This window comes from Streptomyces sp. NPDC016851 (genome assembly GCF_055562795.1).
The window spans coordinates 538,047-563,699 of sequence record NZ_JBVHEP010000001.1; the positions used below are offsets into that span (position 1 = coordinate 538,047).

17 protein-coding genes and 1 tRNA gene are annotated in these 25,653 nt (G+C 70.6%); 15 read left to right on the forward strand and 3 right to left on the reverse strand.

What is annotated here, in order from left to right:
* Nucleotides 1–250 precede the first annotated feature (250 nt).
* From ACZ3I3_RS02540 to ACZ3I3_RS02580, 9 genes are all read left to right on the forward strand, one after another.
* A complete protein-coding gene (locus tag ACZ3I3_RS02540) occupies nt 251–2,656 on the forward strand; it encodes a sodium-translocating pyrophosphatase (RefSeq protein WP_467361907.1) in 2,406 nt (801 codons plus the stop codon).
* Nucleotides 2,657–2,849: 193 nt separating this feature from the next.
* A complete protein-coding gene (locus tag ACZ3I3_RS02545; RefSeq protein WP_356922514.1) occupies nt 2,850–3,431 on the forward strand; it encodes a small secreted protein in 582 nt (193 codons plus the stop codon).
* Between the two features lie 138 nt (nt 3,432–3,569).
* A complete protein-coding gene (locus ACZ3I3_RS02550) occupies nt 3,570–5,108 on the forward strand; it encodes a DUF7059 domain-containing protein (RefSeq protein WP_467361909.1) in 1,539 nt (512 codons plus the stop codon).
* A 218-nt stretch (nt 5,109–5,326) separates the two neighbouring features.
* The gene (locus tag ACZ3I3_RS02555; protein ID WP_467361910.1) at nt 5,327–5,524 is read left to right on the forward strand and encodes a hypothetical protein; all 198 of its coding nucleotides are present in this window, start codon (nt 5,327–5,329) and stop codon (nt 5,522–5,524) included.
* Nucleotides 5,525–5,770: 246 nt separating this feature from the next.
* Entirely contained in the window at nt 5,771–8,608 is a 2,838-nt protein-coding gene (gene topA / locus ACZ3I3_RS02560) for a type I DNA topoisomerase (RefSeq protein WP_467361911.1), read from the forward strand.
* A 156-nt stretch (nt 8,609–8,764) separates the two neighbouring features.
* Nucleotides 8,765–12,109: a dTMP kinase gene (gene tmk / locus ACZ3I3_RS02565; protein ID WP_467361913.1), complete on the forward strand. Its 3,345-nt coding sequence runs from the start codon at nt 8,765–8,767 to the stop codon at nt 12,107–12,109.
* 120 nt (nt 12,110–12,229) lie between these two features.
* Entirely contained in the window at nt 12,230–13,435 is a 1,206-nt protein-coding gene (locus ACZ3I3_RS02570) for a DNA polymerase III subunit delta' (RefSeq protein ID WP_467361914.1), read from the forward strand.
* A 127-nt stretch (nt 13,436–13,562) separates the two neighbouring features.
* Nucleotides 13,563–15,209: an alpha/beta hydrolase gene (locus ACZ3I3_RS02575; RefSeq protein ID WP_467361915.1), complete on the forward strand. Its 1,647-nt coding sequence runs from the start codon at nt 13,563–13,565 to the stop codon at nt 15,207–15,209.
* 107 nt (nt 15,210–15,316) lie between these two features.
* Nucleotides 15,317–15,390, forward strand: a tRNA-Thr gene (locus tag ACZ3I3_RS02580).
* A 128-nt stretch (nt 15,391–15,518) separates the two neighbouring features.
* Here ACZ3I3_RS02580 and ACZ3I3_RS02585 read toward each other — a convergent pair.
* Together ACZ3I3_RS02585 and ACZ3I3_RS02590 are read right to left on the reverse strand one after the other, a co-directional pair.
* A complete protein-coding gene (locus tag ACZ3I3_RS02585) occupies nt 15,519–17,123 on the reverse strand; it encodes a tyrosine-type recombinase/integrase (protein WP_467361916.1) in 1,605 nt (534 codons plus the stop codon).
* Nucleotides 17,120–17,800: a helix-turn-helix domain-containing protein gene (locus ACZ3I3_RS02590; protein WP_467361917.1), complete on the reverse strand. Its 681-nt coding sequence runs from the start codon at nt 17,798–17,800 to the stop codon at nt 17,120–17,122. The genes ACZ3I3_RS02585 and ACZ3I3_RS02590 overlap by 4 nt, the downstream gene beginning before the upstream one ends.
* 94 nt (nt 17,801–17,894) lie before the next feature.
* Here ACZ3I3_RS02590 and ACZ3I3_RS02595 point away from each other — a divergent pair, with 94 nt between their 5' ends.
* The 6 genes from ACZ3I3_RS02595 (at nt 17,895) to ACZ3I3_RS02620 (ending at nt 24,286) form a co-directional block, all read left to right on the forward strand.
* Nucleotides 17,895–18,125, forward strand: coding sequence for a hypothetical protein (locus tag ACZ3I3_RS02595; RefSeq protein ID WP_272171321.1), 231 nt, complete (start codon nt 17,895–17,897; stop codon nt 18,123–18,125).
* Between the two features lie 291 nt (nt 18,126–18,416).
* Entirely contained in the window at nt 18,417–19,622 is a 1,206-nt protein-coding gene (locus ACZ3I3_RS02600) for a DUF3631 domain-containing protein (protein ID WP_467361918.1), read from the forward strand.
* Nucleotides 19,623–20,074: 452 nt separating this feature from the next.
* Nucleotides 20,075–20,869: a DUF2637 domain-containing protein gene (locus ACZ3I3_RS02605; protein ID WP_467361919.1), complete on the forward strand. Its 795-nt coding sequence runs from the start codon at nt 20,075–20,077 to the stop codon at nt 20,867–20,869.
* Nucleotides 20,870–21,224: 355 nt separating this feature from the next.
* Nucleotides 21,225–21,776, forward strand: a complete 552-nt coding sequence (locus ACZ3I3_RS02610) for a MobC family plasmid mobilization relaxosome protein (protein WP_467361920.1) — start codon at nt 21,225–21,227, stop codon at nt 21,774–21,776.
* Nucleotides 21,777–21,779: 3 nt separating this feature from the next.
* Complete coding sequence (locus ACZ3I3_RS02615; protein WP_467361921.1) at nt 21,780–23,495, forward strand: relaxase/mobilization nuclease domain-containing protein; 1,716 nt, start codon at nt 21,780–21,782, stop codon at nt 23,493–23,495.
* 107 nt (nt 23,496–23,602) lie between these two features.
* Nucleotides 23,603–24,286, forward strand: coding sequence for a hypothetical protein (locus ACZ3I3_RS02620; protein ID WP_467361922.1), 684 nt, complete (start codon nt 23,603–23,605; stop codon nt 24,284–24,286).
* A 758-nt stretch (nt 24,287–25,044) separates the two neighbouring features.
* Here the strand turns inward: ACZ3I3_RS02620 and ACZ3I3_RS02625 are convergent.
* A complete protein-coding gene (locus ACZ3I3_RS02625) occupies nt 25,045–25,623 on the reverse strand; it encodes an HAD domain-containing protein (RefSeq protein ID WP_467361923.1) in 579 nt (192 codons plus the stop codon).
* Between the last annotated feature and the right edge of the window lie 30 nt (nt 25,624–25,653).

The window sequence follows — 25,653 nt, forward strand, 5'->3', positions numbered from 1 at the left end:
ACGAAGGGCCCCACACCCGTGGGGCCCTTCGTCATGTGCGGGTGTCAGTGGTCGCCTTTACAGTAGTTCCTGTGCCGTTCATCGCGTGAATTCGTTCACGATCATTCGCATGCTCCCGGGCCGTCCGAGAATGCTTTCAGGGCATTACCTCAGAAGGTCAATTCCACTTATCGCGCTCTGTTTTGATCAGGTTCCGGTACCTACAATCCCGTCCACATCTTGAGCTCAGCCCAAGCGTCAAGGAGGACGAATGGCGGGGCTTTCTCTCTCACCACAGTCGGGCCATCCCACAGACCTCGCAGCCGCCGTACTGACCGATGACAACCGCGTGCTCGTCGTGGTCATCGCGGTCGTCGCGCTGGCGGCACTCGTGGTCGCGGGCGTCCTGGTACGCCAGGTACTCGCGGCCGGCGAGGGCACCGACAGCATGAAGAAGATCGCGGCGGCGGTCCAGGAAGGCGCGAACGCCTATCTGGCACGTCAGCTGCGCACGCTCACGGTATTCGCCGTGGTCGTGTTCTTCCTGCTCATGCTGCTGCCCGCGGACGACTGGAATCAGCGTGCCGGTCGGTCGGTGTTCTTCCTGATCGGAGCGGCGTTCTCGGCGGCCACCGGCTATATCGGCATGTGGCTCGCCGTGCGCAGCAATGTGCGTGTCGCCGCGGCGGCGCGTGAAGCCACTCCGGCGGCAGGCGAGCCGGAAAAAGATCTCACCATCGTTTCGCACAAAGCGATGAAGATCGCATTTCGCACGGGCGGCGTCGTCGGCATGTTCACGGTGGGCCTCGGCCTGCTGGGCGCCTCCTGTGTGGTGCTGGTGTACGCGGCCGACGCGCCGAAGGTGCTCGAGGGCTTCGGCCTCGGGGCCGCGCTGATCGCGATGTTCATGCGGGTCGGCGGCGGCATCTTCACCAAGGCCGCCGACGTCGGCGCCGACCTGGTCGGCAAGGTCGAACAGGGCATTCCGGAGGACGACCCGCGCAATGCCGCGACCATCGCCGACAACGTGGGCGACAACGTCGGCGACTGCGCGGGCATGGCGGCCGACCTCTTCGAGTCGTACGCCGTGACCCTCGTCGCCGCGCTGATCCTGGGCTCGGCGGCCTTCGGCGACGCCGGGCTCGGCTTCCCGCTGCTCGTGCCGGCGATCGGTGTGATCACGGCCATGATCGGCATCTTCGCGGTGGCGCCCAGGCGCGCCGACCGCAGCGGCATGAGCGCCATCAACCGCGGGTTCTTCATCTCCGCGGTGATCTCGCTGGTGCTGGTGGCCGTGGCCGTCTTCGTCTACCTGCCCGGGAAGTACTCGGAGCTCGACGGTGTGACGGACGCGGCGATCACGGGCAAGGACGGCGACCCGCGGGTCCTCGCGCTCGTCGCGGTGGCCATCGGCATCGTGCTCGCCGCCCTGATCCAGCAACTGACCGGCTACTTCACCGAGACCACCCGGCGTCCCGTCCGGGACATCGGCAAGACCTCGCTCACCGGCCCGGCCACCGTCGTCCTCGCCGGTATCTCCGTCGGTCTCGAATCGGCCGTCTACACCGCCCTGTTGATCGGCCTCGGCGTGTACGGGGCGTTCCTGCTCGGCGGTACGTCGATCATGCTGGCGCTGTTCGCGGTGGCGTTGGCGGGCACCGGCCTGCTCACCACGGTCGGTGTGATCGTCGCGATGGACACCTTCGGGCCGGTCTCCGACAACGCCCAGGGCATCGCGGAGATGTCCGGCGACGTCGAGGGCGCGGGCGCGCAGGTGCTCACGAACCTGGACGCGGTCGGCAACACCACCAAGGCGATCACCAAGGGCATCGCGATCGCCACGGCCGTGCTCGCGGCGGCGGCGCTGTTCGGGTCGTACCGCGACGCGATCTTCACCGGCGCGCGGGACGTGGGCGAGAAACTCAGCGGGGACGGAGCTCCGCTGAGCCTGATGATGGACATCTCGCAGCCCAACAACCTCGTGGGTCTCGTCGCGGGCGCGGCGGTCGTCTTCCTCTTCTCGGGGCTGGCGATCAACGCCGTGTCGCGGTCGGCCGGTGCCGTGGTCTTCGAAGTGCGGCGGCAGTTCCGCGAGAAGCCCGGGATCATGGACTACAGCGAGACCCCGGAGTACGGCAAGGTCGTCGACATCTGCACCAAGGACGCGTTGCGCGAGCTGGCCACGCCCGGTCTGCTCGCCGTGATGGCGCCGATCTTCATCGGGTTCACGCTCGGTGTCGGCCCGCTCGGCGCGTTCCTGGCGGGTGCGATCGGGGCGGGCACGCTGATGGCGGTGTTCCTGGCCAACTCCGGTGGCGCCTGGGACAATGCCAAGAAACTCGTCGAGGACGGCCACCACGGAGGCAAGGGCAGTGAGGCCCACGCGGCGACCGTGATCGGCGACACCGTCGGCGACCCCTTCAAGGACACCGCCGGTCCCGCGATCAACCCGCTGCTGAAGGTCATGAACCTGGTGTCGCTGCTCATCGCGCCCGCGGTGATCAAGTTCTCCTACGGCCCGGACAAGAGCATCGGGGTGCGGATCCTGATCGCGGCCCTCGCGTTCGTCGTGATCGCCGGTGCGGTGTACGTGTCAAAGCGGCGCGGAATCGCCATGGGTGACGAAGACAACGCCGAACCGGAGCCCAAGTCGGCGGACCCGGCGGTGGTTTCGTAGGGAGGTCGACCGAGCCCCAGCTCAAGGTGCGGGCGGGCGGCGCGCGTTGCGTGTCGCCCGCCCGCTCTGTGTGTGAGCGCCATCGCGCCGTGAGGCTTCTCTCGCCTGGTGCAAAAGGTTACAAAAAGGTCTTAATAGACTCTCGCCGTGCGGTTGCCGTGCATCTGGCGTGTATGTTCCGGGGCCGAGAGCCATGGAAGGGACCAAACCGGTGAACAAGAAGCTCGCGGCCGCACTGTCCGGCGGTGCGGTACTGGTACTGGCGCTGTCGGGATGCGGCGGCGACGACAACGAGAAGCTGGACTCCTGGGCCAAGGAGGTCTGCGACGCCGTACAGCCGCAGGCCAAGAAGATCGAGTCGGCCAATGCCTCGATCCAGAAGGAAACCTCGGACAACAGCAAGCCGGAGGACGTCCAGAAGACCGACGCGAAGGCCTTCCAGGACATGTCCGACGCCTACAAGGCCATCGGGGCCGCGGTGACCAAGGCAGGGGCGCCGGACGTCGAGAACGGCGAGAAGAAGCAGCAGGACGCCGTCAAGGAGCTCAACACGATCTCCACCTCGTACGCCTCCCTGAAGAAGCAGGTCGACGGGCTCGACACCAAGGACCAGGGCAAGTTCGCGGATGGCCTGAAGGACATCGCCACGGAGCTCGACAAGCTGGGCAAGAGCGGGAACGACGCGCTGCGGACCCTGGAGGAGGGCGAGGTCGGCCAGGCGATGGCGCGCCAGGACAGCTGCAAGGCGGCCACGGCGCCGGCGACCCAGAGCTGAGCGAGGAACACTTCCGGGCAGGAGGAGCACTTCCGGGACAGGCGGGACTGCCGACTATCAGAGTGACTGCCGGGCGGTCCGCCGAGCCGCGCCCGTTGCCCGGCACGGGCACGTGCGATACCGGCGCCGGCGGCCACAATGGGGGGCGTGAGTAACGCCAGTCAGTCACCCCTGTCCCCGCTGCCCTCCTCCGATCGTCCCGATGTCGCCACCCGGCTCCGGGACGCCCTGCTCGGAGCCTCTTTCACCGCCGACGGGCTGCTCGAACTGCTCGGCGCCCCCGCGTACGCGGCCCTGGCGCGGAGCGAGACCGTGCCCGCGCTCCGGGCGACCCGCGGGGATTCGCCGCTGGAGCTGCTCGTCCGGCTGCTCCTGCTTCAGCAACCGGTGCCGCACGCGCGCGTGGCGGACGTCCTGCCCGTCGAGGCGTGCCTGGAGAGCGGCTGGCTGACGCGCGCCGGCGACGACGAGCTCGCCGCCACCGTGGACGTACGGCCGTACGGCGGGCCCGGTGGCGAGGACTGGTTCATCGTGTCGGACCTGGGGTGCGCGGTCGGAGGCGCCGGCGGGATCGGCCGGCGTGAGGAGGGCGTCGTCCTGGGAGTCGGCGGCGCCTCCACGACCCTCGCCGGCATCACCGTCCGTACGCCGGTCGCCGCCGCGCTCGACCTCGGCACCGGCTCCGGTATCCAGGCGCTGCACGCCGCGCAGCACGCCACGCGTGTGACGGCCACCGACCTCAACCCGCGCGCGCTGCACATCACCGCTCTCACGCTGGCGCTGTCCGGCACCCCGGCCGCCGATCTGCGCGAGGGCTCCCTCTTCGAGCCGGTGCGGGACGACGAGACGTACGACCTGATCGTCTCGAACCCGCCGTTCGTGATCTCTCCCGGCGCCCGGCTCACCTACCGCGACGGCGGGATGGGCGGGGACGATCTGTGCCGCACGCTCGTTCAGGAGGCGGGGGAGCGGCTGAACGAGGGCGGGTTCGCGCAGTTCCTCGCCAACTGGCAGCACGTCGAAGGGGAGGACTGGCAGGACCGGCTCAGGTCATGGGTGCCCCGGGGCTGTGACGCGTGGGTCGTGCAGCGCGAGGTGCAGGACGTCAACCAGTACGCCGAGCTGTGGCTGCGGGACGCGGGCGACCACCGCGAGGACGTGGCGGAGTACCAGGCGCGGTACGACGCCTGGCTCGACGAGTTCGAGGCGCGCAAGGTGAAGGCCGTCGGCTTCGGCTGGATCACCCTGCGCAGGACGGACGCCGCCGTGCCCTCCGTCACGGTGGAGGAGTGGCCGCATCCGGTGGAGCAGCCGCTCGGGGACACCATCCGGGCCCACTTCGACCGGCTGGACTACCTGCGCGACCACGACGACGCCGCGCTGCTCGAAGCGCACTTCCGGCTCGGCGCCGAAGTCGTGCAGGAGCAGGTCGGGCTGCCCGGCGCGGAGGATCCCGAGCATGTCGTGCTGCGGCAGAACCGCGGCATGCGCCGGGCGACCCGGGTGGACACGGTCGGCGCGGGCTTCGCGGGCGTGTGCGACGGCACGATGAGCGCCGGCCGCATCCTCGACGCCATCGCCCAGCTGATCGGCGAGGACCCGGTGCTGCTGCGCGACCGCACTCCGGCGCAGATCCGGCTGCTCGTCGAGCAGGGCTTCCTGGAGCCGGCCCGCTGAGGGGATCGAGAGATCGTCGGGGGTGGTGCCTGCCGGCCCGCCAATAAATTCGAGTCGATTTGAACACCTCGTCCGAAACGGTCCGTGAGGGGCCGGAAGCCCCCGATCCGCAGTCATGTCGTCCCGGCGTTCACCTCCGGTTCGCCTGCCCGCCGCCCACAGGTGACAGCCTCCCGTGGCTGGGAGACGAGAACGGGGACAAGGGGGCACGGCGAGCCATGGAGAGCGAACCGGCGATCTTCGCGGGAGTGGTGTTCTCCCTGTTCGGAGGCGCACTGCTGGCGTGGACCGTGACGCGCGTCCGCCGGCACCGGCCCGTCGCCCTGGGCGTGAACCCCGTCGCGTCGGCGACCCTCGCGAGCGTCGCCGCGGTGCTCGCCCTGGCGGCCGGAACCTGGTGCTTCACCCGCCTCTGAAGAGCGTGTCGGCGGTGTGCCTGTGGGTAACCGACAGGTGGCACTCCGCATGGGGCCGGGCCGGCTCCGGGCACTCCGGGCGGCAGGAATGGTGGTAGTCGGGTTACCGTTCGAGTGGCCGTTGCGGGCTTTTCCCGTTTGACACGGGGGCGGGATGTACCGTCACACTCCGCAGCGTCACCACGACCCGACCCCGGGAGACGAACCCTGGGGAGGCCCCAGCGTCGACCGGAGAGAAGAGCGAAGTTGTCCCCGACCAGCGAGACCGCACAGGGCGGCCGCCGACTCGTCATCGTCGAGTCGCCTGCCAAGGCGAAGACGATCAAGGGCTACCTGGGCCCCGGCTACGTAGTCGAGGCGAGCGTCGGGCACATCCGCGACCTTCCCAACGGCGCTGCCGAGGTGCCCGAGAAGTACACCGGCGAGGTCCGCCGCCTCGGTGTGGACGTCGAACACGACTTCCAGCCGATCTATGTGGTCAACGCTGACAAGAAGGCGCAGGTCAAGAAGCTCAAGGACCTGCTGAAGGACTCCGACGAGCTCTTCCTCGCCACCGATGAGGACCGCGAGGGCGAGGCCATCGCCTGGCACCTCCAGGAGGTCCTCAAGCCCAAGGTCCCGGTCAAGCGGATGGTCTTCCACGAGATCACCAAGGCCGCGATCCAGGCCGCCGTGGCCAACCCGCGCGAGCTGAACCAGAAGCTCGTCGACGCCCAGGAGACCCGACGCATCCTCGACCGCCTCTACGGCTACGAGGTCTCGCCGGTCCTGTGGAAGAAGGTCATGCCGCGCCTGTCGGCAGGCCGTGTCCAGTCGGTCGCGACACGTCTCGTCGTGGAGCGGGAACGCGAGCGCATCGCCTTCCGTTCTGCTGAGTACTGGGACCTGACGGGCACCTTCGCGACCGGCCGCGCGGGAGACCAGTCGGACCCGTCGTCGCTGGTCGCGCGCCTGCAGACCGTCGACGGCAGGCGGGTCGCGCAGGGCCGCGACTTCGACTCCCTGGGACAGCTGAAGAGCGCGAACACCCTCCACCTCGACGAGGCGAACGCCCGCGCCCTGGCCGCCGCCCTGGAGAACACCAGCTTCGCGGTCCGGTCCGTCGAGTCCAAGCCGTACCGCCGCTCGCCGTACGCCCCGTTCCGTACGACGACGCTGCAGCAGGAGGCGAGCCGCAAGCTCGGCTTCGGCGCGAAGGCGACGATGCAGATCGCCCAGAAGCTGTACGAGAACGGCTACATCACGTACATGCGTACGGACTCCACGACCCTGAGCGACACGGCGGTCGCCGCCGCCCGCGCCCAGGTCACGCAGCTGTACGGCGCCGACTACCTGCCGCCGCAGCCGAGGACGTACGCCGGGAAGGTCAAGAACGCGCAGGAGGCCCACGAGGCGATCCGCCCCTCGGGTGATCGTTTCCGCACTCCCGCCGAGACCGGACTGACCGGCGACCAGTTCAAGCTGTACGAGCTGATCTGGAAACGGACCGTCGCCTCCCAGATGAAGGACGCGACCGGCAACAGCGTCACGGTGAAGATCGGCGGCACCGCGTCCGACGGCCGGGACGCCGAGTTCAGCGCGTCCGGCAAGACGATCACGTTCCACGGCTTCCTCAAGGCGTACGTCGAAGGCGCCGACGACCCGAACGCCGAGCTCGACGACCGCGAGCGCCGGCTGCCCCAGGTCTCCGAGGGCGACGCCCTGAGCGCCGAGGAGATCACGGTCGACGGGCACGCCACCAAGCCCCCGGCCCGCTACACCGAGGCCTCCCTGGTCAAGGAGCTGGAAGAGCGCGAGATCGGCCGCCCGTCGACGTACGCGTCGATCATCGGCACGATCCTGGACCGCGGCTACGTGTTCAAGAAGGGCACGGCGCTCGTCCCGTCCTTCCTGTCCTTCGCCGTGGTCAACCTCCTGGAGAAGCACTTCGGGCGGCTCGTCGACTACGACTTCACCGCCAAGATGGAGGACGACCTCGACCGCATCGCCCGCGGTGAGGCGAAGTCCGTGCCGTGGCTGAAGCGGTTCTACTTCGGCGAGGGCACGGGCACGGGCGGGGGCGGTGCCGCCGACGCCGGCAACGGCGACGGGGACCACCTCGGCGGCCTCAAGGAACTGGTGACCGACCTGGGCGCGATCGACGCGCGCGAGGTGTCGTCGTTCCCCGTGGGCAACGACATCGTGCTGCGGGTCGGCCGCTACGGGCCGTACATCGAGCGCGGCGAGAAGGACACCGAGCAGCACCAGCGCGCCGACATCCCGGACGACCTGGCGCCGGACGAGCTGACCGTCGACCTCGCGGAGGAGCTGCTCGCCAAGCCGAGCGGTGACTACGAACTGGGCACGGACCCGGCCACCGGCCACACGATCGTCGCCAAGGATGGCCGCTACGGCCCGTACGTGACGGAGATCCTCCCCGAGGGCACCCCGAAGACGGGCAAGAACGCGGTCAAGCCGCGCACGGCGTCCCTGTTCAAGTCGATGTCCCTGGACACGGTGACCCTCGATGACGCCCTGAAGCTGATGTCGCTGCCGCGTGTCGTCGGCGCCGACGCCGAGGGCCAGGAGATCACCGCGCAGAACGGCCGCTACGGCCCGTACCTGAAGAAGGGCACGGACTCGCGCTCGCTCCAGTCCGAGGAGCAGCTCTTCACGATCACGCTGGAGGAGGCGCTGGCGATCTACGCCCAGCCCAAGCAGCGTGGCCGGGCGGCCGCCAAGCCGCCGCTGAAGGAGCTGGGCACCGACCCGGTGAGCGAGAAGCCGGTCGTCGTCAAGGACGGCCGCTTCGGGCCGTACGTCACCGACGGGGAGACCAACGCGACCCTGCGCTCCGGCGACAGCGTCGAGGAGATCACCCCGGAGCGCGGCTTCGAGCTGCTCGCCGAGAAGCGTGCGAAGGCGCCGGCGAAGAAGACCGCGAAGAAGGCGGCCAAGAAGGCGCCGGCGAAGAAGACGACGGCGGCGAAGAAGACCGCGGCGAAGAAGACCACGACCGCGAAGAAGACGACGGCCAAGAAGACCACCACCGCGAAGAAGACAGCCGCCAAGACGGCGGCCGCCTCGGAGCCGGCGGAGGACTGAGGCCCGTTCCGGACCCGTTCGGTATCCGGACCGTCAAGGTCCGGATCTTCGCCCGGGGTTCGGAAAGCGAACGCCCCGGCAACACTTCGGTGTCGGGGCGTGCGCATGCCAGGCCGGGCATCCCGGGGTGTCGGTGGCTCCCGATAGGCTGAACGCATGACGCGAGCCGAGCATCCAACGGCCTCTCAGCCGGCCCCTGACGACGCCCTTGTCGCGGACTCCCGCGAGCGTGCCGTCCGCGCCCTGCTGCGCCGTCCGCAGTTGAAGCGGTTGTGGAGCGCGCAGCTCGTGGGCGGCGTGGGCGACACCCTCGCCCTTCTCGTGCTGGTCGTCCTCGCCCTCCAAGCGGCCGTCGCCGAGGGCTCGTTCGGGGGCGGCTACCGCGGCGTGGCGTTCGCAGTGGCGACCGTTTTCGGCGTCCGCATCCTGGCGACGCTCCTGTTCGGCGCCGTGCTCCTCGGCCCGCTCACCGCGCTCACCTCCCAGGACGGCCCGCTGGACCGCCGCTGGACGATGGTGGGCGCGGACGGGCTGCGCGCGGCGCTGCTCATCGTCGCGCCGCTGTGGATCGACTGGACGCCCGATGACGCGCTGGCCGTCCTCCTCGTCACGGCCTTCGTGACCGGAGTCGCCGAGCGGTTCTGGACGGTGTGCCGCGAGAGCGCGGCCCCCGCGCTGCTGCCGCCCCCGCCGCCGGAAGGCGCGACCGTCCGGCCGCTGCCGGACCACATGGACGCCCTGCGCCGCCTGTCGCTGCGCACCGGCTTCGTGGCCATCCCGCTCGCGGCCGTCGCGCTGGTCGTCGCCTCCCTGTTCAACAACCTGCTGGGCGCCGGCATCGACTGGTTCGGCCAGCACCAGGCGGCCCTCGCCTCCTACGTGGCGGCGGGGCTGTTCGCCGCCTCCCTGTCCGTGCTGACCTTCCTGGAGCTGCCCGCCACGCGCACCCCGCGCGCGCGGTCGCCGCTCGAGGGGCTGCGCCGCCCGAAGACGACCGCCGGTGCCGACAAGGGACGCACCGGCGTGATGCCGCTGCTGGTGCTGGCCTGCGCGGCCGTCGCCGCCGCGGTGTCCGCCGCCGTCGCCGTGGCCGTGCTGCACGCCAAGGACCTGGGCGGCGGCCCGGTGCTCTACGGGCTGTTCGTGGCCGCGCTGACCGGCGGTGTCGTCGTCGGCATCCGTACGGCGCCCTCGCTGCTGCCCGCCCTCTCGCGCCGCCGGCTGCTCGCGCTGGCCATCGCCTTCACCGGTGTCGCGCTGCTGGCCGCCGGGCTCGTCCCGGACGTCACCAGCGTGCTGCTGATCCTCGCGCTGGCCGGCGTCGGCGCGGGCATGTCCGCCAACACCGGGCACACCCTGCTCGACCAGGAGACCGAGGAGTACCGGCGGTCCCGTACGACGGAGCACCTGCACGCGGTCGTCCGCGTCTGCGTGGCGCTCGGCGCGGTGATCGCCCCGGTGGTGGCGGCGGGGATCGGGCCGCACCGGCTGGAGAGCGGCAAGTTCGTCTTCGCGCACGGCGGCGCGGCCTTCACGCTGATGCTGGCCGGCGCCCTGCTGCTGCCGGTGGCCGCCCTGGTACTGGCCAAGGTCGACGACCGTTCCGGGGTCCCGCTGCGCCAGGACCTGCGCGACGCGCTGCTGCGCGGTGACGACCCGGAGCAGGCGTCCGCCGCCTCCGGTTTCTTCATCGCCCTGGAGGGCGGCGACGGGGCCGGGAAGTCCACGCAGGCCGAGGCGCTCGCCGAGTGGATCCGCGGCAAGGGCCACGAGGTCGTGCTGACGCGCGAGCCGGGGGCGACGCCGGTGGGCAAGCGGCTGCGGTCGATCCTGCTGGACGTGTCGAGCGAGGGTCTGTCGCACCGCGCGGAGGCGCTGCTGTACGCGGCCGACCGGGCCGAACACATCGACACCGTCGTACGGCCCGCCCTGGAGCGCGGCGCGGTCGTCATCTCCGACCGGTACATCGACTCCTCCGTCGCCTACCAGGGGGCGGGCCGCGACCTGTCGCCGACCGAGATCGCCCGGATCAACCGCTGGGCCACGAACGGACTGGTGCCGCATCTGACCGTCCTGCTGGACGTCGCGCCGGAGACCGCGCGCGAGCGGTTCACCGAGGCGCCGGACCGGCTGGAGTCGGAGCCGGCCGAGTTCCACGCGCGCGTGCGGGCCGGTTTCCTGACCCTGGCCGCGGCCGACGCCGGGCGGTACCTGGTGGTGGACGCCGGCCAGGAGCCCGAGGCCGTCACGACCGTCATCCGGCACCGGCTCGACCAGGTGCTGCCGCTGTCCGAGGCCGAGATCAAGGCCCAGGAGGAGGCGCGGAAGAAGGCCGAGGAGGAGGCCCGCCGGAAGGCCGAGGAAGAGGCGGCCCGCAAGGCCGAGGAGGAGCGCCTGGAGCGTGAGCGCCAGGAGCAGCTCGCCCGGCTGCGCGCCGAGGAGGAGGAGCGCAAGCGGCGCGAGCTGGAGGAGGCACAGCGCCGCGAGGCCGAACGGCAGGCGGAGGAGGCCCGTCGGCGGGCCGAGGAAGCGCGGAAGAAGGCCGAGGAGGAGCGAGCACGGCTCCTCGCGGAGGAGAAGGCCCGCGCCGAGGAGGAAGCCCGCCGCAAGGCCGAGGAGGAGCGGCGCCGCAAGCAGGCCGAGGAAGAGGCGCGGCTGCGTGCCGAGGCCGAGGCGCTCCGCCTGGAGAAGCAGCGCAAGGCCGAGGAGGCCCTGCTGCGGGCCGAGGAGGCCCGGCGCCTGGCGGAGGCGGCGGCCGCCGCCGCGGAGGCCGGCCCGAAGAGCGCCGCCCCGCGGGGTGCCTCCGGTCCGGCCGCCGGTCAGGACGCGGCGACGGTGCCCACGCCCGTGGTGAAGCCGGGCGGTGCGGCGGACGAGACGACCGTGCTGCGCCCGGTGCGGGACGAGGAGCAGGGCCGGGGCCGGACCTCCGGTGGGTCCGACGCCGAGGTGACGGCCGAGCTGCCCAAGCCGCCGGTTCCGCCGGGGCCGGGGGAGGAGACGGAGGTACTGCCTCCGGTCCGGCCCGGCTCGGGATCCGGGTCCGCTTCCGGATCCGCTTCCGGTTCTGGTTCTGGTTCCGGGGACGAGACCGAGGTGCTGCCCCAGGTGCCCTCCGGAGCGGGCGACGAGACGGCCGTGCTGCCTCCGGTCCGGCCCGGGGACGCGGAAGAGACGGCTGTGCTGCCTCCCGTCCGGCCGGGGGACGCGGATGAGACGGCCGTGCTGCCGCCCGTACGCGGGGACGAACCGGCGGACCGCGTTCCGCCCGGGTACTTCCGGGAGGGTGCCCCGGCCGCCCGGCCCGACGGGACCGAGGACCGTACGCGGGAGATGCCCCAGCTCGACGCCGAGGGCCGGCCCCGCCGGCGGTCCGACTGGGCCGAGGAGACGCCGCTGGACGACCTGCCCTCGCTGGCGGACGAGCTGCTCGGACCGCACGACGAGGACGAGCCGGACGAGGGCCGGGGGCGCAGGGGGAAGGGCGGCCGGGGCCGCTGAGGCCTCCGGCGGTCCGACAGAGGGCCCGGGCCGACGAGACAGGCGGCGGGAGCCGTTGTCAGTGGTCACCCCCACAATGGATCTCACACCGTGGAACGTGACGAAAGGGCGGCGTGACCCATGACCGTGTGGGACGACCTCGTCGGACAGGAGAGGGTGAGCGCGCAGCTGGACGCCGCCGCCCGGGATGCCGACGCCCTGGTCACCGCGGCCGGGACCGACGTCCCCCCGCCCGAGGCGTCGAAGATGACGCACGCGTGGCTGTTCACGGGCCCGCCCGGGGCCGGGCGGAACCAGGCGGCGCGGGCGTTCGCGGCGGCTCTGCAGTGCGTCAGCCCGGACCGGGCCCTCGGCGGCTCCCCGGGCTGCGGCTTCTGCGACGGATGTCACACGGCGCTGATCGGCACGCACGCCGACGTCACCACCGTTGCCGCCGTCGGCACGCAGATCCTCGCCGACGACATGCGCGACACCGTCCGCAAGTCGTTCACGTCACCGGCGACCGGCCGCTGGCAGGTCATCCTCGTCGAGGACGCCGAGCGGCTGAACGAGAAGTCGGCCAACGCCGTCCTCAAGGCCGTGGAGGAGCCCGCCCCACGCACGGTCTGGCTGCTGTGCGCCCCCTCCATCGAGGACGTCCTGCCGACCATCCGCTCCCGCTGCCGCCACCTGAACCTGAGCACGCCGTCGGTCGACGCCGTCGCCGACATGCTCGTACGCCGCGAGGGCATTGAGCCCGCCGTCGCCGCCGCGGCGGCCCGCGCGACGCAGGGCCACGTCGACCAGGCCCGCCGCCTGGCCACCGACCCGGCCGCGCGCGAACGCCGTGCCGCCGTGCTGAGGCTGCCGCTGCGGGTGGAGGACATCGGCGGCGCGCTCAAGGCCGCCCAGGAGCTCGTCGACGCGGCCGCCGAGGACGCCAAGCAGCTCGCGGAGGAGACGGACGCCAAGGAGACCGAGGAGCTGAGGGCCGCCCTCGGCGCGGCTCAGGGCGGCCGCATGCCGCGCGGTACGGCGGGCGTGATGAAGGACCTTGAGGACAAGCAGAAGCGCCGCAGAACGCGCACGCAGCGCGACAGCCTCGACCTCGCCCTGACCGACCTCACGGCCTTCTACCGCGACGTGCTCGCCCTCCAGCTCGGCTCCCGCGTGGCCATCGCCAACGCCGACGCCGAGGACGTCCTGGAGCGCCTGGCCCGCGGCAGCTCCCCGGAAGCCACGCTCCGCCGCATCGAGGCGATCGCCGCCTGCCGCGACGCCCTCGACCGCAACGTGGCCCCGCTGCTCGCGGTGGAGGCCATGACGATGGCGCTCAGAGCGGGCTGAGCCGGCACTTGCCCGAGCGCACCACGCGTCCCGCCCACGAGGTGGAGTGGCGTTGACGCCGTAACTCGTACGAGGCACGACACGCACGCAGGGCATCCATTTCGTCGCTCAGAGTTACGCTCGCTGGATGGACACAAGGCGCACTCCCCGCTCCGCCGACCGCTTCGCCGACCGCTCCGTCTCCCGTCCCGGCGGCCTGCACCGCCGGACCCGCAGCGGAGCCAGGACCGCGGCAGGCATCCTCGCCACGGCCGCGTTGCTCGTCTCCGCCTGCTCCTCAGGGAGCTCGACGACGTCCGCCACCGCGGCGGCGGAGGCGGCGGCACTGGTCGCGCTGCCGCGGTCCACCCCCGCGGCGCTCACGTCGTACTACGCCCAGAAGCCGGCCTGGCGCGGCTGCGGCGCCCCCGGCTTCGAGTGCGCCACGATCAAGGCACCGCTCGACTACGCCGAGCCCAGCGCCGGAGACGTCCGGCTCGCCGTCGCCCGCAAGAAGGCCACCGGCCCGGGGAAGCGGCTGGGCTCGCTGCTCGTGAACCCCGGCGGGCCGGGCGGCTCGGCGATCGGTTACGTCCAGGCGTACGCCGGCATCGGCTACCCGGCCGAGGTCCGGGCCCGCTACGACATGGTGGCGGTCGACCCGCGCGGCGTGGCCCGCAGCGAGCCCGTCGAGTGCCTGGACGGGCCGGGGATGGACACGTACACGCAGACGGACACCACGCCCGATGACACCAAGGAGACCGACGGGCTGGTCGCGGCGTACCGGACGTTCGCCGAGGGCTGCGGCGCGGACGCGCCCCGGCTGCTGCGCCATGTGTCCACCGTGGAGGCGGCACGGGACATGGACATCGTGCGGGCGGCGCTCGGCGACGAGAAGCTGAACTACGTCGGCGCCTCCTACGGGACGTTCCTCGGGGCGACGTACGCCGGGCTCTTCCCGGACCGGGCGGGCCGGCTGGTGCTGGACGGTGCGATGGACCCGTCGCTGTCCGCGCGGCGGCTGAACCTCGAACAGACGGCGGGCTTCGAGACGGCGTTCCGGTCGTTCGCGAAGGACTGCGTACGGCAGACGGACTGCCCGCTGGGCGGCGCGGGCGCCTCGCCCGAGCAGGTCGGCGAGAACCTCAAGGCGTTCTTCGAGAAGCTGGACGCGCGCCCGACCGCCACCGGCGACCCCGACGGCCGCCGCCTCACCGAGTCGCTCGCCACGACCGGTGTGATCGCGGCCATGTACGACGAGGGCTCCTGGCAGCAGCTGCGCGAGGCGCTGACGTCCGCGATGAAGGAGAACGACGGCTCCGGGCTCCTCGTCCTGTCCGACGGCTACTACGAGCGGGACGCCGACGGCGGCTACAGCAACCTGATGTTCGCCAACGCGGCCGTGAACTGCCTCGACCTGCCGCCCGCCTTCGACACCCCCGATGAGGTGCGCAGAGCTCTGCCCGCGTTCGAGAAGGCGTCCCCGGTCTTCGGCGAGGGGCTGGCGTGGGCCGCCCTGAACTGCGCGTACTGGCCGGTGCACGCCACGGGCGAGCCGCACCGCATCGAGGCGAAGGGCGCCGCTCCCATCGTCGTGGTCGGCACCACCCGCGACCCGGCAACCCCCTACCGCTGGGCGCAGGCCCTGGCCGGCCAGCTCTCCTCGGCCCGCCTCCTCACCTACGAGGGCGACGGCCACACTGCGTACGGCCGCGGCAGCTCCTGCATCGACCGCACGATCAACGCGTACCTCCTCCGCGGCACCCCTCCCACGGACGGCAAGCGCTGCTCGTAACCGCTGCACCCGGCCCCGGAGGGCCGCCTCCGGGGCCGGTACGGAGCACCCTCGGAAACTGTGTAGACTTACCGCTGTTGCTGATCGCACCATAGTGCGGACAGCGCGCCGCCTTAGCTCAGATGGCCAGAGCAACGCACTCGTAATGCGTAGGTCTCGGGTTCGAATCCCGAAGGCGGCTCCGAGAAACCCCAGGACTCACTCGCCGTGACCTGGGGTTTTTCCCTTCTCGGGGCATGATGCATCACACGGCCGGAGTGCCGCGAGATGGCTTGCGTGAGCGATGCGTGAGCGGAGCGGTCCGGTGCCCTACTTCTTGGGCTTCTTCCGCTTGCCCTTCTTCTTGGCCCTGGCCTCGGCTTTCGCCTTGTCCTTGGCCTCCTTGGCGGCCTTACGGGCGGCCTCCTCCGCCTCGGTCTTCCGCTGAAGCGGGACCAGCCTGGCGGTGGCCTCAGCCGCGTTCTTGCCGACCTGCGGCAGGACGCTCTGGTAAATGTCCCGCGTGATCCGGGTGTCGCTGTGCCCGAGCGTGTCCGACACGATCTTCACGTCGATGCCGGCGGCGAGCATGAGCGTGGCCGCCCCGTGCCGGAGGTCGTGCAGCCGGATCGGCGGGAGCCCGGAGGCGGCGACGAGGCGCTCGAAGAGGTCGGTCAGCTTCCCGGGATGGAGCCAGGAGCCGTCTTCCTGGGTGAAGACCATGCCGGTCTCGACCCAGGCTGATCCCCACTCCTCGCGGTCCGCGTCCTGCTGTTCGCGGTGCCGCTTCAGGACGTTGACGGTGTCGTCGTCGAGCGCGACCACGCGGAAGCCGCTGTCTGTCTTGGGCTCGGAGGTCTCGACCTCCCACCCGTCCTGGACGAGCTGGGCGGAGACGGTCAGGGAGTGGTCATCGAGGTTGGTCTCCGACCAGGGCTGCGCGCATGCCTCGCCCCGCCGCAGGCCGCGGAAGGCGATCAGGTGCCACATCGCGTACAGCCTGTCCTCCGCGAGGAAGTCGAGGAACGCGCCGGTCTGTTCGGGCGTCCAGACCATGACGGGGGAGGGCTTCTCGCCCGTCTGCTCCCACCTGGTGACCCGCGCGTCGGTCCACACCAGGGCCTTCGGCTTGCGCACGGGGTCGAGCTCGACGTGCGCCGCCGGGTTGAAGGTGAGGATCTGCTGGCCGATCGCGTCGTTCAACGCAGACCGCAGCGTGGCCTTGATACGCAGCCGGGTAGCCGGACCGGTCACACGCCGGAACGGCGGCATGGCATCGATCGCCGTCTTTATCACCTTGCGACGGGCACGGTTGTCCAAGCCCTTCCACGGCACGGTGGCCAACTCCTCGACCGCGGCCCGGCGCTGGGCGTTCTGCTCCAGGATCTCGGCATTGGCGTCGGCGATGGCCGTGAACATATCGCTGAGATGGCTCACGCGCAGGCAGTCGAGACGGTGGTGGCCGATCCGCGGCTTCAAATGGAAGCGGATGTCGGTCTCGTAGCGGGTGAGCCCCGACTTGCGGATGCGCTTGCCGTCGAGCCATCGGTCGAGCCACTCGCTGACGGTCAGGCGGCCGATCAGGTCCTGACCGGACTTCAGGCGCCGCCGGGTCTCCTCGACATCGGGCAGTGGCGACTTCTCGTCGCCGACCTCCTCCAGCATGGCGGCGATCAGCGCCATGCCCTCGGGGTCGTCGGTGTCGGCGAGGCCGAGCAGCGCGCGTATGTGGTCGAGATCGGCCTGGGCCGCCTTGAGGCTCTCGTAGCCGGCGCGGCTGAAGGAGCGGCGGGTGCCGTCTTCGCGGGGCGGGAGCTCCTGGCGTATGGAGTACGAGCCGTGCTTGCGGCCAGAGAGCTTCGGGCAGGACTTGCCGAGCGGCTTACCGGAGTGGGCGTCGCGGCAGTAGCAGCGGCGGTGGGTGGAACCCTTCAAAGATCATTCTCCTCATCGGTGTTGCCGACGTGCAGGTCGACGTCGGCGAGTTCGGGTGGCAGGGCCGGCGGTGTGCCGCCGTCTTCGCGGATGAAGGCGCGGGCGCTGCGGAGCCGGTACTTGGCTTCCAACGCCCTTTCGGCGTAGTCGGCTTGGGCCCGTACGGCTTCCTCGCGTTCGGCCTGGTTGGGTGCCGTTGCGGCCTTCCAGCGCTCGTGCTTCTCGCCCTTCAAAGCGGCCAGGGCGGCGCGCTGGTGGCGGACATGGGCGCGGAAGGAGCGGAGCATGTCGTCCTCCATGCCGAAGTCCTCGCTGTCGCCGGTGAACCAGCGCATGGCATCCCAGGTCGGTTCGGAGTGCTGAAGGGGAAGGCGTTGGACTCTGTCGACGTAGCCGACGGGGTAGAGCAGGCAGATCGGGTAGGTCCGCAGGGCTTCGGCGAGGACGAGGACGTCGACCAGGGGCAGGCTGGCGCGGCGGCCGGACTCCATGTTGGCGATCACGTTGCGCGGGATCGGGTGGCCGATCTCCTCGCAGCGGTCGGCCAGGTCCTGGGCGCTCATGCGTAGCTCCTTCCTGCGTCTGCGGACCTCGGCGGCCACCGTGGCCATCACCTGATCCACCCACTCCGGGACGTCGTCCTCGTCATCTCTAGGATCAAAACGGCGTTGTGTCATCGAGACACATTAACTTCCCGATGATGGTTAGTGATCGCCTGGAGCCGGACGTGATGCCGCGTTCGCCGAGGGCTCACTCATGGACGGACACTGCATGCGCAACAACGAGACCGCCGAGCAGCCCAAGGGCATGACGCGTGAAGAGCTGCTGGCCCTGCCCGCCGCAGTTGACCTGGACACCGGCAACCGGGCGCTGGGGCTGGGGCGGAGCAAGGGCTACGAGCTGGCCAAGCGCGGCCAGTACCCCTGTAAGGTCCTGCGCCTGGGCAAGGCGTACCGCGTCGTGACCGCCGACCTGTTGAACCTGCTCGGCCTGGCCGCATGACCAGCCCTGCCCATAGCAGACGCTTCTGCGCTGAGCTGACACAGAAACGCTGGGCTGTGGCCGGACATGAACGTACTGTCCGTGTTCCCTCGCCCCGGCCAAGGAAGCGAGAAAGCCCCCGGCGCGCCAACGCCGGAGGCTCCGCACACTCCACTGCCCGCATTCCAACGAACGACCTGTGTGAGTCGGGCCTGCATGCCCGACGTCACCGGATAAGGAGCTGCCCTGTGCAACCTACGACACCCGAGCGCCTATTCCGCACCCGGCAAGGCGGTATGGCCGGCGGTCGCGGTGCCCGGCCGGCCCGGCCACGCGCCCGAAGCCGCCCCGGAGGTCGATGAGCGGGTGCCGGATCAGCCCGCTGAGGAAGCGGTGCCGGATCCAGAGCCGACGTACGGCTCCGAGCTGTTGGACGAACTGCGTGCACGGATAGCCCAGTTCGTGATCCTTCCCTCCCAGCAGGCGCTGGACGCGGTCACGTTGTGGGTGGTGGCGACGCATCTGCAGCCCGCGTGGCAGCACGCCCCGCGCCTGGCGGTGGTCGGGCCGGCGAAGCGGTGCGGCAAGTCGCGGCTGCTGGACGTGCTGACCGAGACGGTCCACGAGCCGATGCTCACCATCAACACCACGCCGGCGGCGGTCTTCCGCTCCATCACCGACGAGCCGCCCACCCTGCTGGTGGACGAGGCGGACACCATCTTCGGCACCCCGAAGATGGCGGAGAAGAATGAGGAGATGCGCGGCCTGCTCAACGCCGGCCACCAGCGCAACCGGTATGTCACCCGCGTCGTCGGCAACGATCACACGCCCCACCGGTTCGCCACCTTCGCCATGGCGGCCTTGGCCGGCATCGGTGACTTGCCGGACACGATCATGGACCGGTCCGTGGTGATCCGCATGCGTCGCCGGGCCGAGGGCGAGAGCGTCAAGCCCTTCCGCTCCCGCCGCGACACTCCCGCCCTCCACGACCTGCGCGACCGCATCGCCGCATGGATACGGCCGCTGCTGGACGAGGCAGCCGACCTGGAACCGGCCATGCCGGTGGAGGACCGCGCTGCCGACACCTGGGAGCCCCTGGTGATCGTCGCCGACCTCGCCGCCGGGCCCTGGCCCCGCCTCGCCCGCGCGGCGTGCGCGCAGATGGTCACAGCCGAAGCGGCGGCCGAGGAGGACCACCCCAGCTCAGCGCGGATCCTGGCCGACATCCGCCGGGTCTTCGTCGCCCAGCGCGAGGTCGACAGCCTCTCCACGGACGAACTCCTGCACCACCTGCGCCAGGACCTGGAAGGCCCCTGGGCGGAGTGGGGTCGCAACGGATTGAGCCCACGTGAGCTCGGCTCGCTGCTGCGCGACTTCGACATCAGGCCCGGCAACGTCCGCCTCGCCGACGGCACCCAGCGCAAGGGCTACACGCGCAACAAGTTCCTCGACGCGTGGCGCCGCTACTGCCCGACCGTCCACCCGGTCGACACCGGCCCCGCCCGCAGCGAGGGCTGAGCCCCCGCCCCGCCCACGGTTGCCGTCCTTGCCGTCCCTGCCGTAATCCCGCAGGTCAAACGGCACACGGGCAAGACGGCAACCGGGGCTAGGACGGCAACACGATCATGACCGTCGTTGCTGCCCGCCGGGACGCCGCCCGCTTCCGTCTTGTGCCGTCCCTGGCGTCCTCGCCGTATCACCGCAGGTCACAGCGCATGCGGCCGGGACGCCAAGACGGATCCGATCCGTCCACGGCCACTGAACCGCAGCCCTCACCGCCCGTGCGTGCCTCCAAGGCGCGACGGCACCGCCAAGACGGAACGTTGAGCCCCCTGCCGTACCGGCCTTGACCTGCGCTTGCAACGGCCAAGACGGCAAAGACGGACCACGCCACCACCCCAGGAGAACCCCGCTTGACCACCCTCTCCACACCCACCCACCAGGACCAGCGCCCTGGCGAAAGGCGGCCGATGACGACCAAGCAGGCTGCCGAGCGATACGCGCTCGTCGCGGCGGGAGTCGTCATCGTGGTCCTCACCGCCGGCGGATTCTGGCTGTCGTACGCACACCTGGCGGAGGTCGCCGGACAGCACGGCCTCAAGAGCTCCCCGATCCGCCAGTGGGCCTGGCCGGCGACCCTGGACGCGTTCATCGTCGCGGGCGAACTGCTCATGCTCCGCGCGGGTCTGCGTCGCGTCACCGACGGCTGGGCGATCGCCCTCACCGCCACCGGATCGGTCGGCTCCATCGCACTCAACGTGGCCGGGGTCAGCGGCACAGGCAACGCAGGCATCGTGCCCCTGCTCGACTATGTGGTCGCCGCGGTTCCCCCGACTGCCGCGCTGCTGGCCTTCGGTGTCCTGATGCGGCAGATTCACCAAGTGGTCGACCAACCTGCCGACCACTTGGACGCCGCGCCCTTCCAGTCGCCAGAATCACCGGTCACCGCGCCCGCCAAGCCCGCCGAGCCGGTCGGGCTCGCTGAGCCTCCGGCCGCCGGTTCCGTCCAGCCGACGGAACCACCGCCCGAGGTTTCGGAGAGCAAGCCGCGCGGTGGTCGTCCGCCCAAGGCCACGCTCGCGGAGCTCGTGGCGATCGGCCGGTTTGCCCTCGCTGAGCACGGCACACTCAGCCGCTCCCTTCTCCGGAAGGCCGTCAAGGACAGGGACTTGACGATCGGCAGCCAGCGGCAGACCGAGGTGATGGAGATGCTCCGGCCCGAAATCGAAGCCGCCGCCACGACGACTGGTCCGAGCGGAAGCTGACCGGAAATCCAGCGGGGTGACCGGAACCCCTTCCGGTCACCCCGGCCAGCCGACCACCGCACCGCTCACCGCCCGCTTATCCACACCTGTGGATGGAGCGCTGGCCACCAGCACTCCGCCAGTCCTTCCCTCAGTCCTTGCCTCCGACCCGCCTGTCCCCGCCCCTTCCGGAGAACCGCCCGTGACGCACGACCCGCACCGCTCCAACCACACTCCCGACGAGCCGCTGCCGCTGACGAAGTCCCCTACGCTGATGGGGCGTTTGCGCCGCGCGTTCGGACGGGCTGCCCCTGGCGGAGCCAGTAGTACCCCGAGTCCGACTCAAGGCCGGACTTCGGGGGTCTCCGCCCCGGGGGTGGCGGAGACGGCCCAGCGCCAGGGGGCGCCGGACCAGGGGGTCGGAGCCGAGGGCGGCTCCGACCTGGACACGCTTCACTCCGTCCAGCGAGCCGTCCTGCGCCCCGTAGACAGCGCAGCCGTCGCCGCCGGCGAGCCTGCCGTGCAGAGCGTGCAGCCCACGATCCGCCGCTTCACCGGCACCAAGCGCAACGACCGTGTCGGCCCGCTGCGCTTCACCGGCGACCAGCGAGCCCGTCTTCAGGAGGCAGCCGTCGAGCACGGCTACAAGGGGGACTCCGGCTTCGCCGCCGACATCGTCCTCGCCTTCATCACCGGCCGGTTCACCGCCAACCTGCCCCTGTCCGAGGACCGCCGCCGCACACACCACTTCCGTGCCCAGGTCCTGCGCCAGCTCAACCGGATCGGCGTCAACGTCAACCAGATCGCCCGCGCCCTCAACAGCGACCACACCCCACCCGACATACGCCAGCGCCTCACCGAACTCCACCACCTGCTGGAGCTGATCGCCGAGGCCCTCCGCCAGCCCGCCGACCCGGAGGAGGTCTGAACCGTGATCGCCGCCATCAAGCCCGCCGGGACCAACACCCGGGGCCTGCTCGCCTACCTCTACGGCCGAGGAACCCACGACGAGCACTTCGACCCGCACATCGTGGCCGGCTTCGCGATGCTCGGCATGCCCGACCCCGGCCGCGACGAGAACGCCACCCTCACCGAACTCGGCCACGACCTCGACGAGCCGGTCTCCTTGCGCAACAGCGAGTTCGGCAAACCGGTCACCGATCACGTCTGGCACTGCCCCGTCCGCGCCGCCCCCGAGGACCGCTACCTCTCCGACACCGAGTGGGCCGAGATCGCCCAGCGCATCGTCCAGGCCGCCGGCATCGCCCCCGCCGGTGACGACCTGGCCTGCCGCTGGATCGCCGTACGCCACGCCGACGACCACATCCACATCCTCGCCACCACCGTCCGCGAAGACGGACGGCGTCCCAAGCTCCACGACAGCGGCCTCCGCGTCGGCGACGCCTGCCGCGAGATCGAGAAGGACTACGGGCTGCGCCGTCTGAAGAAGGGGGATCGCACCGGCGCCCGCCGCCCCACCCAGGCCGAGATGCACAAGGCCGAACGCCTCGGCTGGGAACAGCCCAGCTCCGAGTGGCTCCAGGACCGCATCCGTGCCGCCATCCCCCACGTGACAGGCGCCGAGGAATTCATCGCCTACCTCGAAGCCAGCGGCATCGAGGTCCAGGTCCGGCGCGGCCCGTCAGGCGATCTCCTGGGATACGCTGCCGGCCGCCCCGGCGACGTCAACGAGGCCGGCGAGCAGATCTACCACCCCGGAAGCAAGATCTCCCCCGACCTCTCCCTGCCCAAAATCAAGACCCGCCTCGAATCCAGCCAGCCCGAAGAACACCCCACCGCCCGCCGCAACCACCCCAGCACCCCCTGGCACCAAGCCACCGACGCCCTCGACACCCTCCACACCGACCTCGCCGACGACACCCACGCCCAGGCCAACATCACCGCCCTCGGTGAACTGATCGAAGCCACCGCTCAGAAGGCACCCGCCAATCTGCGCGCCGAACTCCGGGCCGCCTCGAAGGCGTTCAGCCGAGCCCAGCGCTCCCAAGTCCGGGCGGAAGACCGTGCCGCCCACGCCCTGCGCCGCGCGGCACGCGACATCGTCCACACCGCCACCGGCCCCGACGGCAGCGCACTGGCCGCCCTGGTCGCAGCCCTCGTCTGGGCCACCGTCGTCGCCGGGCGCTGGCACGAAGCGAAGAACCACGCCCACCAGGCCGACGCCGCCCGCCAGGCCGTCCAGCACCTCCAGACGGCCGCCGACCGCGCTCTCGCCCCGACGCTCGCCGAACTAACGGCCCGGCCGCCCAAGGAGGAAGCCCGCCGCGTTCTGGCCAGCGACGTACGAGCCGCTGTCCCCGACCACGCCGAGCGAATCCTCTCCGACCTGGCCTGGCCCGCGCTCGCCACCGTCCTCGCCGATGCCGAAGCCCGCGGCCACCAACCCCACGAACTCCTCAAGGAAGCCGCTGCCCAGCGCGAGCTGATCACCGCCCGCGAACCCGCCCGCGTGCTCATCACCCGCATTCAGCACACCTGCCGAAACCCAGCGCCCAACCGCCGCGCCGAAGCCGCTCGCCGACGCTCGACCATCGCGGGCTCGGTCCCCCTCGAGCAGACCCGAAGCGGTCAGCTCCCAGCGGTGACCACGTCGCCTGCCGAACAGCAGCGCCGACAGCGCCGGTAGAGGTAGACACCGTTCCTGCTTTTGGCCGACATGCTCGCCGTCGGTGCTGGTGATCGGTTTGGGTACGAATCACCTCCGAGCAGCGGGCGCTCGCTCATGATGTGGTGGTGGAGATAACGAAGTTGATCCTTGAGTTCGTCAAGGCTCTTGTGTGGCCCGTGGTCTTCATGCTCTGCGCGTTGCTGTTCCGCGCGGAGCTTCGTGACCTGTTCGAGCGCCTCACGGTATTGAGGACCCCGGGCGGTGAAGCTGAGTTCGCCGCGCGAGTGCATGAGGTGCGAGAAGCGTCTGAATCTACGCCCCTGCCCGCTGCTGATGACGTGGACCAAGGCGAGACGGGTCGCTTCGTCGAGGCGGAGAGCAATGTTCGAGAGGCCGCAGCCTCGGCAACATTTGATGCGCTCGTACGAGTCGCAGAGGCGAGCGGAAGTGCCGCAATCCTAGCTGCCTGGGCAGAGGTGGAACAGCGCACTGGTGAGCTGCTTTTCAGGGAAGGGGGCCATGACGCGGCGCGTCCCATTCGGTGGCTGACGCCATCGAGTAACCCGGTTCGACTGCTGACGGCGCGAGGACTGCCGGAGCCGTTGCCTGACACGATTGGAGACCTATCCCGGTTGCGTAATGAGGTGGCCCACGGCGAGCAACGCTCTGTGTCTTTGAAGACTGCGGTCGACTACATCGAGACTTGCAAGCGGGTTGCGGAGGTCCTCGACGCGTTGATCGTGCTCATGAAGGCCAAGGAAGCCGAGGAGCGTCGAGTGGATGCGGCCGCAGTCGACGAGGCTTCCTGACGCACATCGGGCGAGACAGGCGCGCCACCTGGAGTCGATTACAGATCGATAACGGCGACAGTGTTTGGGGGGTGCGTAGTGCCTTTCGCGACGAGCCTTGAACCAAGGCACCCCGATGAGGCCACCGCGCTGAGCAAGTCGAGGGGGCCTTCCCCCAGTGGGGAGAAGCGAGCTGACGCTCGACAACTTCATACCGAGATGCGGCGTGCGGGCTTGGTTCTCGACTTGATCACCAGAGAGCAGTGGTGGTCGATTCGAGATGCCATGCCCTCGGAGCGACCACCCTTCACGGAAGGCGAATCGGTCCGAATGGAAACGGTCGGATGGGCTACAGCGACGGTGGTCGCGCTCGGTGGGTGCGTGTGGGTGCTGAGTTACGTACTTGAGCAGGTGCCCCCGCTATCCGACAAAGCGGTTGCCGCGCTGTTGGCGCTGCGTCGGCTGCGCGAGACCTGGCAGGGGCGCGAAGCGGGCGACGGCCAGTCGTCGGCGACGAACAAGACGCACACCTCACCCGCATCCAGGACACCGGCTGTAACTCCGCACCCGAGCGCCGCGGCGAAGCCGCCCGCCGACGGTCAACCATGAGGGCCTCGGCCTCCGCCCGGCAGACCCCGCCCCCCAGCCCCAGCGGCGGCGACACCCACCGAACAGCAGTACCGGCAGCGCCTGTAGCTCCTGGCCGGCCTTGCCGAGCAAGGGGTGTTGCCCTCGCGTGTGGTGGCGAGGGCAACACCCCTTCCTACGGTTTGTCTCCGCTACGTGGCTTCGGCTCCGTGTGGAACGCTAGCGGCACCCGCCTGCGTGACGGGCAACCGCACGGCCCACGCCAGGATTTCGACCAAGTGCTCGGCCAGCAGCCCGACGTGGGGATCAGGCTGAACAAGGGCAGTCGCCTGACCGCGGGCACTGCGTTCCGTTGCCCAGGTGTGGTCGAGGCTGGTGAAGTCGTCGTCGATCCAGACGGCGGGTACGTCCCCGAGCCAGGTGTCGACGTGGTCGCGTTTCCAGAGATAGCCGTTGGGGTGGCTGGTCGTGATCTGCGGGCGCGGCAGGTCGACGTACGGCAAACTCGGGACGCCGAGGAGCGAGCCAATCAGGGTGGTGGCGTCTTGGCGCCAGCTGGTGCACCAGACGGGCGTGACCAGGCCGGTCCGGATCACCTGCATGAGCAAGGGACCGTGCGCCGGGTTGAGCCAGATGGTCACGGGGACGTCGGGGTCTCGGCCAGAGGGCACGACGTCGTGCCGTGTGTGGGTCGTCGGGCTGGCCCCCTCCGCGTCCGGGAAGGGTACGAGGACGCCGTCGACGTCAAGGAGTAGGTAGGGCGGGCGCATCGGTTTCTCCCAAGGGAGCCGGGATGAGGC